The organism is Thomasclavelia sp. (genome assembly GCF_017889095.1).
Lineage (GTDB): Bacteria > Bacillota_I > Bacilli_A > Erysipelotrichales > Coprobacillaceae > Thomasclavelia.
The window spans coordinates 1-8046 of record NZ_JAGHEW010000053.1 but is presented as its reverse complement, the minus strand read 5'-3'; the positions used below and the strand labels follow the sequence as shown (position 1 = coordinate 8046).

Genomic DNA, 8046 nt, shown 5'->3' with positions numbered 1-8046 from the left:
TCACTATCGGTTGGTGAAATAACCCCATCAATATCTAAAAATATAATTCTATCCATGGTCATGACCTCTCTTTTTGATCTTGTCTTTATCATAACATATCTAAGTTCATCTTTCATCAATAGAGATTTTAATTGATTACTTTTAAGACAAAAAAAGCACTTAGTGTGCTTAATTTGTAAGTTTCTTTAATGCCTTATGATTAGCCATCAAAGTTTTTAATCCCGCTGGTAATTCAAAAGCAATATCTAAAGTTCGATCGTTTACCTTAACGACGACCCCTTTACCAAAAGTGTCATGATTGACAAAATCACCAACAGCCCAGTCTTTAACTTCATTATTACCAACTAACTCTTCTTTAGTTGGTTTCGTATTAAGATAATTAGATGTTTTAAAACGCGGTTTGGTTCCTAAATGCTTAACGCCTTCAATTCCCATTTCATCGATAAAGCGGCTAGCAATCTTAGGTGAATCCGTGACAAAACTAAAGCCTTCACTATCAGTTAAAAATAACTGTTTTTTCGCTCTGGTAAAAGCAACATAAGCTAAGCGCCGTTCTTCTTCTAAACCATCATCCGATTCACTTAACGTGCGAAAACTTGGAAAAATTCCTTCCGACAAACCTAAAACAAAAACATAATCAAATTCTAATCCTTTAGCCATGTGAATTGACATTAAACTAACATACTGATCATCATCTAATTTATCATTATCAGTATATAATGAAATCTCTTGTAAATAGTTTTCAATTGTCGCTAAATCAGGATTTTGATTGACAAATGTATAAATTGAATTTTGTAACTCCTGGATATTATTAATTCGATTATCTTCGAGATCTTTTTTCAACATTTCAATATAACCTACATCTTCAATTAGCTTTTCAAACATTTCATGAAGTGGTAAAGTTGACTGTTTGGCCGTTTCGATTGCCAAAACAAAACGTTTTAGTTCTTTTTTAGCTTTAGTTGATAATTTAATTTGATCACTAAATAATGTTAAAGCTTCATATAAACTGACTTGATTATTTAAGGCTACTAATTGAATATTTTCTAATGTTTTTTTACCAATTCCCCGCGCTGGAACATTAATAATTCGTTCAAATGCAAGATCTTCATCATTACAAACTAATTGTAAATAACTTAAAGCATCTTTTACTTCTTTACGACTAAAGAATTTTAAACCGCCAAAGATCCGATAATCAATACCATGAGAAATCAATGACTGTTCAATTGTTCTTGATAAATAGTTAGCCCGATATAAAATGGCAAAATTACGATAATTGACGCCTTCAACTTCACTAATTATTTTTTCAATTTGACCACAAATATAATTAGCTTCATCCTGTTCATTTTTACCGGTATAATGAATAACTTCACCACCACCAGTTTGCTGCGTAAATAAATCCTTTTCTAATCGATTTTGATTCTTTCTAATTAAATTATTAGAAACATTTAAAATATTCCCGGTCGAACGATAATTTTGATCTAAAATGACTGTCTTGCATGGTTTAAAATCTTTATCAAAATCTAAAATATAATTAACATCAGCCCCTCTAAATGAATAAATCGTCTGATCAGGATCACCAACTACACAAGTAATGGCCTGTTTAGACATTAATTTAACTAAACGATATTCAATATTACCAACATCCTGAAACTCATCGACATGAATATATTGGAATTTACGTTGCCATTTTTCTAAAACATCAGGATAGTTTTCAAAGATATAGACTGTTTTTAATAACAGATCATCAAAATCAAGCATAAAATGATCTTCTTGATAAGCTAGATATTCTTGATAAATTTTGGCTTTGGCAAGTTCTCCAGTAAACTGTCCCGCTAATTCTATCGCCCTTGCTGGAGAAACATTAGCCATTTTATAACTAGAAATGGTCGTTAACATACTTTTAATGCTAATTGCTTTAGAATCAACTGATAAATTAGTATAGATTTTTTTAAGCAGTGCTTTTTGATCTTCTTCGTCCATGATCATAAAATTGCTGGGATAATTAATCACATTAATGTGTTGTCTTAAAATCCGCACACATAATGAATGAATCGTACAAATCAAGGTCCCAAAACTATGAGGACCTAATAAATTAGCTACTCGTTCTTTCATTTCGTTAGCTGCTTTATTGGTAAACGTTATTGCAAGTATTTTATAAGGAGCAACCCCAACTTCATCAATTAAATATGCGATGCGATAAGTAACTACTCTTGTTTTACCTGATCCCGCACCAGCGATAATTCGTAAATTACTGTCAAGATAAACGGCTGCTTCTTTTTGATTTTTATTTAATAATTTATCTAAATCCATTTAATCACCACCATTGTTAAATTATAACTTATCTTAACATTAAAAGATATACTTTTTTCTTTAAAATAAAAGAGAATTGGTTAGCCAATTCTCCAAATTAAAACTGATGAGAACGTCCCACAATTTCATTAATATCATCAACACCAAGCGTATTTAATAAATCATCTAGTTCCGCAATGATTTTTTGACAAGCATAAGGGTCTACTAAATTTTGACAGCCAATCGCTACCGCACTGGCACCCGCTGACATCATTTCAATGACATCTTTACCGCTTTGAATTCCCCCCATACCAATTACCGGAATTTTTACTGCCTGACTTACCTGGTAAACCATTCTTAAAGCAACTGGGAAAATTGCCGGTCCTGAATAACCGCCAGTTTTATTAGCGATGATCGGTTTTCCAGTTTTAAAATCAAACCGCATTCCTACTAAAGTATTGATCATCGTAATTCCATCTGCTCCAGCTGCTTCAACAGCTTTAGCCATTTCCACGATATCTGTAACATTTGGTGATAATTTTACATAAACCGGTACTTTAGATACTTCTTTTACCCGTCTAGTTAAATCGGCTGCCATTTGTGGATTAGTTCCAAATTGAATTCCCCCGCTATGAACATTAGGACAAGAAATATTTAATTCTAATGCTCCTACCATATCATGATTAGAAATTAATCTAGCTGTTTCAACATAATCTTCAGGGGCACTGCCACCAATATTGGCAATTACTTTATCTTGATAAACTGGTCGTAATTTTTCTAATTCTTCACTCATAACTGCTTCAACACCCGGATTTTGTAGTCCGATTGCATTAAGCATACCACTTGGTCCTTCAGCAATTCTTGGTAATGGATTACCATAACGAGGTTCTAAAGTAGTCCCTTTAAGCATGATGGAACCCAAAATATTGATATCATAAAACTTCGTAAATTCATAGCCAAAACCAAATGTTCCACTAGCTGGAATCACCGGATTTTTCATTTCTAACCCTGGTAAAGATACTTTTAAATTAGCCATTTACAATCACCTCATCACTTTCTAAAACTGGTCCTTCAACACAGATTCGCTTATATGGTTTTGTTTTTACTTTACATGAACATCCCATGCAGGCACCAAAGCCACAGCCCATACGAGCTTCAAAAGATAATTGTCCATTATCAGGATAATTTATAGCTAACGCATCTAACATCGGTTCTGGTCCACAAGCATAATAATGGTCAAAAGTAATTTCTTCTTGTTTAATTACATCAATAACTGTTCCTTTTGTTCCTAAAGAACCATCCATTGTCGCTAAATAAACTTTTGAAAACTCAGCAAACTTATCTTGGTAAAAAACATCTTTAGCACTATTAAAACCTAAAACCGTAATAACTTCATAACCTTGTTTAGCTAATTTTTTTCCAAGATTATATAGTGGTGGTGTTCCTAAACCACCGCCAACTAATAATGCTTTACCATCTTTGATCGTAAAACCATTACCTAAACCAATTAAACAATCTAATTCACTGCCAACTTTTTTATCTTTTAAAATTGCTGTTCCTTCACCAACAACTCTAAAAACAATAACAATATGATCATCATCATAATCACTGATTGACATTGGTCGTCTTAAATATGGCTGTAAACTGTCATTGATCTTAATATTAATAAACTGTCCTGGAGCGCTAATATATTTAGCTCCATCGCCCTCTAATATCATTTCATAAACATCATCAGCAATATTATTAATTGCCGTAATTTTCATCATTCCTTGAAGATTCGCCATAATTCCCTCCTAAATTTTTGTAACCACACCATCTAAAACATGATATTTTAATGCCCCAAAACACTTAGTATCTAAAAATGGGGTATTAATTGCTTTTGATTTAATACTTTCTTTAGTAATCGTATATTCTTCATCGAGATCAAATACCGCTAAATTAGCTTTATAACCAACTTCTAAATCATGTTTAAAACCAATTACTTTAGCTGGATTAACACTCATACAGCTAAGTACTGTTTCTAGGGGAATTAATCCCTTTTTAACAATATATGTATACATTAAACTAAAAGCATGCTGAATCCCGATAATTCCAAATGGAGCTTTAGAAATGTGCTGATTTTTTTCTTCAATGCTATGAGGAGCATGATCAGTAGAAATGACTGTTACGACTCCTTCATTAATACCTTGAATTAATGCCTTTAAATCTTCCTTACTTCTAAGTGGCGGATTCATCTTATAATTAGGATTTAGATCCTTAATATTTTCATCAGTTAAAATTAAATGATGAGGACAAGCTTCACCACTAACTAATGAATTAGTTTTGCGGGCTTGTTTTAAAGCAGCCACAGTTTCTTTAGTGGAAATATGACAAATATGATAACGATTACCAATTTCACCAGCTAATTCAAGATCACGCATAGCCTGTTTGTATTCAGAAGCATTATTGATTCCTACTAAATCATTAGCTTTTGAATACTCACCTAAATTGACACAGGCACCAGCTTGTAATTCACTTTCATCTTCACAATGAGCAACAATGATACTGTCAACTTCTTTAGCTTTGATCATAGCTGCTTTCATCATCTCTTTACTTTGAACCCCTTTACCATCATCAGAAAAACCTACAACAATCGGTTCATTAACATTGGCCTTAAAATCAACCAGTTCTGCTCCTTTTAAATCTGTAGTAATGGCACTATAAGTATACGTATGCACTTTCCCGTCTTTTTTTACACGATTAGTAAAATCTCTAATTGTTTCAACATCATCCATACAAGGTTTAGTATTCGCCATGGCTACTAAATGACTGTAACCACCATATTTAGCACTGTTAGTTCCTGTAGCAATTGTTTCTTTATATTCAAACCCTGGTTCTCTTAAATGAACATGTAAATCAACTAATCCAGGTGTTAATAGTTTCCCCTGCAAATCAATGATCGTGTCACCTTCATTGATCTTAGGGGCAATTTCTTTAATATATTCATCTTCAATTAATACATCTAACTTTTGTATTTTACCATGATAAAATACATTTCCATTTTTAAATAATATCTTAGTCATCTTGTAATACCCGATTTAATAATGCCATCCGCACAAAAACACCATTAGCCATTTGTTTAAAGATTCTGCTTTTATCGCATTCTACCACTTCATCAGCAATTTCAACATTACGATTAAATGGTGCTGGATGCATTATGATCGCTCCTTTCTTCATTTTCGCAACTCGATCTGGATTTAACCCAAACATTTGATGATACTGCTTTGTTGTAAGACGCATCAATTCATGATGACGTTCATGTTGAACTCGAAGCAGCATCACAACATCCGCTTCTGGTAAAATGCGATCGAAATCAACATAATTATATCCTGGTTCTTCAAATTGTTTAGGACCGCTAGTATAAACTTCCATATTTAAACGTCTCATTACTTCAAAGTTACTATGAGCAACCCGTGAATGAACAATATCCCCAACAATAACTACTTTTAAACCATCAAAATGACCAAATTCCTCACGAATTGTCATCAAATCCAATAATGATTGACTTGGATGATTTCCCGTACCATCACCACCACTTACAACTGGTATGTTGATCCGTCCCACTAAATCTTGATAATAATTTTCTTTAGGATGTCTTATTACCACCGCATCACAGCCAATTGATTCAAAAAATTTAACCGTGTCATAAAGGCTTTCCCCTTTTTGAACACTTGAATTTGCTGCTTCAAAGTTTTGAGTTCGACAACCTAAATTAAAAGCGGCTTTATCAAAACTATAATGAGTTCTCGTTGATGGTTCAAAAAATAAATTAGCGACTACTTTTTGACCTTTAAAATCAACTTTCTTACCAGCTTTAAATTCCTCAGCTTCATCTAAAATCTGGTTGATTTCCTCAACTGAAAAATCCTTTAATGTAAATACGTTCTTCATCTGTTTACCTCCATAAAAAATACCTCTTTCGAGGTATAATTGGGCAATAATATCTATTATACCCCAGTTGCATTATTTTTCTTAATCAATCATAACAAATTAATGATGATTTTACAATTAATAAACTAATAAATAACAATAAATTTAATATTTTTACCAATTATTCAAATGAGATTTTTTAATAATTGTCGGATAATCAAAATCACATACAATGTTTTGGTTAATATAACCTTTATTAAAATAACATTTATTAGGATATTGATACATTTTATAATCAAATTCACTTATATCTCCATTGTTTTTATCATCAATGACCCATTTATCAAAAATATTATGGATATTAACTAATTTTTCCTTAAAATAAGCTTTGCTTGCATAAACTCCTGTATAATAGCCCTGACTTTCTAAAACCATACAAAAACTCTCTACGATCACACTTAAAGACTGATTAAAATCATGATAATACTTTTCTTTAATTGTTACATAGATAGGATATTCAAATTGTTTTGATTTAATTATCGTTAAACAAATGCGACCTTCAATCAAAGCCTGATTTACCGTCCTTGCCTGTAAATCCCAATAAACCCCAACTTTTAAACCATTAATTTTTGCATAATAATAATTACGTTCAAAACAGCTATCTTTATTTAATAATGATTGTCCGGTTCCGGCTTTAATGATCACAAAGCTATTTCCTGCTTTAATCACTTCGTTAAAATCAATCTTCCCATTATTTTCACTTATATCGATTCCATATTCCATAATTAACCCCTTTTTTACTAAACTTTTACTCAATTATTTTTATTGGCAATAAAATGCGTCTTAGAATAACATATTCTAAGACAAATATACCATAATTTTAAAAATAAACAGTAATTTTTTGTTGTTTATTTAAATAATAGAATCAATATAATTATTGATTTAGTTAATCTTTACTTTATTTTTAGCGCTTTAAATTCAATAATTTTAATAACTATGTTATAATGATTGTCATAGAATATGTTATTCTATGACAAATTACTATCTAATCGTTAAATAAATGCATATTTTTAGACTTTATAAACAAAATATCCAGGGAAATTCCCTGGATACTTTTACTTTACTGATATTTTCTTTGTAAGGCTGTTTCAACACATTTAGGAACTAGTCCCGCTACACTACGGTGATGGCTGACCATTTCTTTTACTGCTGATGAAGAAATAAACGAATGCGATGGTTTAGTCATTAAAAAAACCATATCAACTTCTTTATCTAAGTATTGATTCGAAAAAGCCAGCTGTAATTCGTATTCAAAATCCATTGTTGCTCTAATACCTCTAACTAGAATCTTAGAACCAACATCACGGGCATATTCTACTGATAATTTATCGGTAGAATCAACGATGACATTATCAAAATCTTTACAAGCTTCTTTTAATAGAGCTTTGCGCTCATCAATTGTAAATAATCCCTGTTTATTAGGATTAATACAGATCGTTACATATAAAGTATCAAACATCCTGCTTGCTCGTTCGATTATATCTAAATGTCCATTGGTAACTGGATCAAATGTTCCTACATATACTGCAATATTTTTTTTCATCATGCTACCTCATATTCATATATATTTAAAGCTGTTATCCCATACTCATATTTTTTGATTAATTTTAAATCAGCAAATTCTTTAAAAACTACTTCTTTTAATTCTTCAATTACAATCGTACAATTATTATTTAACATTTTATTAGTAAGTAAGAATTCTAAGATCCCGTTGACCATGTTTTTGCCATAAGGAGGATCTAAAATGATTAAATCAAATTTAAGCTGTTCATCTGCAAACTTTTT

8 protein-coding genes are annotated in these 8046 nt (G+C 31.4%); all 8 read right to left on the bottom strand.

The genetic code is table 11. The features are described from left to right. Positions 1-168 precede the first annotated feature (168 nt). Positions 169-2313 carry an ATP-dependent helicase gene (locus J7M77_RS02370; protein ID WP_296875581.1) on the bottom strand — a complete coding sequence of 715 codons (2145 nt, stop codon included), beginning with the start codon at positions 2311-2313 and terminating at the stop codon, positions 169-171. Positions 2314-2410: 97 nt separating this feature from the next. Continuing rightward, positions 2411-3328 carry a dihydroorotate dehydrogenase gene (locus tag J7M77_RS02365; protein ID WP_296875579.1) on the bottom strand — a complete coding sequence of 306 codons (918 nt, stop codon included), beginning with the start codon at positions 3326-3328 and terminating at the stop codon, positions 2411-2413. Further along, entirely contained in the window at positions 3321-4076 is a 756-nt protein-coding gene (locus J7M77_RS02360; protein ID WP_296875577.1) for a dihydroorotate dehydrogenase electron transfer subunit, read from the bottom strand. The genes J7M77_RS02365 and J7M77_RS02360 overlap by 8 nt, the downstream gene beginning before the upstream one ends. Positions 4077-4085: 9 nt before the next feature. After that, positions 4086-5354 (bottom strand): dihydroorotase, encoded by a 1269-nt coding sequence (locus J7M77_RS02355; RefSeq protein WP_296875575.1) that lies wholly within the window; start codon positions 5352-5354, stop codon positions 4086-4088. After that, the gene (locus J7M77_RS02350) at positions 5347-6222 is read right to left on the bottom strand and encodes an aspartate carbamoyltransferase catalytic subunit (protein ID WP_296875572.1); all 876 of its coding nucleotides are present in this window, start codon (positions 6220-6222) and stop codon (positions 5347-5349) included. Before J7M77_RS02350 ends, J7M77_RS02355 begins: the two co-directional genes overlap by 8 nt. Before the next feature lie 153 nt (positions 6223-6375). Continuing rightward, a complete protein-coding gene (locus J7M77_RS02345) occupies positions 6376-6984 on the bottom strand; it encodes a GH25 family lysozyme (RefSeq protein ID WP_296875571.1) in 609 nt (202 codons plus the stop codon). A 337-nt stretch (positions 6985-7321) separates the two neighbouring features. Then, the gene (gene coaD / locus J7M77_RS02340; RefSeq protein ID WP_296875570.1) at positions 7322-7804 is read right to left on the bottom strand and encodes a pantetheine-phosphate adenylyltransferase; all 483 of its coding nucleotides are present in this window, start codon (positions 7802-7804) and stop codon (positions 7322-7324) included. Continuing rightward, positions 7804-8046 (bottom strand): RsmD family RNA methyltransferase (locus J7M77_RS02335; RefSeq protein WP_296875568.1); only part of this gene is annotated, 243 nt, incomplete at its 5' end. The genes coaD and J7M77_RS02335, both read right to left, overlap by 1 nt.

What these genes read in the sequence shown, in the direction of transcription:
- J7M77_RS02370 (WP_296875581.1), bottom strand. Translation starts at nt 2,313, where the DNA reads ATGGATTTAGATAAATTATTAAATAAAAATCAAAAAGAAGCAGCCGTT.
- J7M77_RS02365 (WP_296875579.1), bottom strand. Translation starts at nt 3,328, where the DNA reads ATGGCTAATTTAAAAGTATCTTTACCAGGGTTAGAAATGAAAAATCCG.
- J7M77_RS02360 (WP_296875577.1), bottom strand. Translation starts at nt 4,076, where the DNA reads ATGGCGAATCTTCAAGGAATGATGAAAATTACGGCAATTAATAATATT.
- J7M77_RS02355 (WP_296875575.1), bottom strand. Translation starts at nt 5,354, where the DNA reads ATGACTAAGATATTATTTAAAAATGGAAATGTATTTTATCATGGTAAA.
- J7M77_RS02350 (WP_296875572.1), bottom strand. Translation starts at nt 6,222, where the DNA reads ATGAAGAACGTATTTACATTAAAGGATTTTTCAGTTGAGGAAATCAAC.
- J7M77_RS02345 (WP_296875571.1), bottom strand. Translation starts at nt 6,984, where the DNA reads ATGGAATATGGAATCGATATAAGTGAAAATAATGGGAAGATTGATTTT.
- coaD (WP_296875570.1), bottom strand. Translation starts at nt 7,804, where the DNA reads ATGAAAAAAAATATTGCAGTATATGTAGGAACATTTGATCCAGTTACC.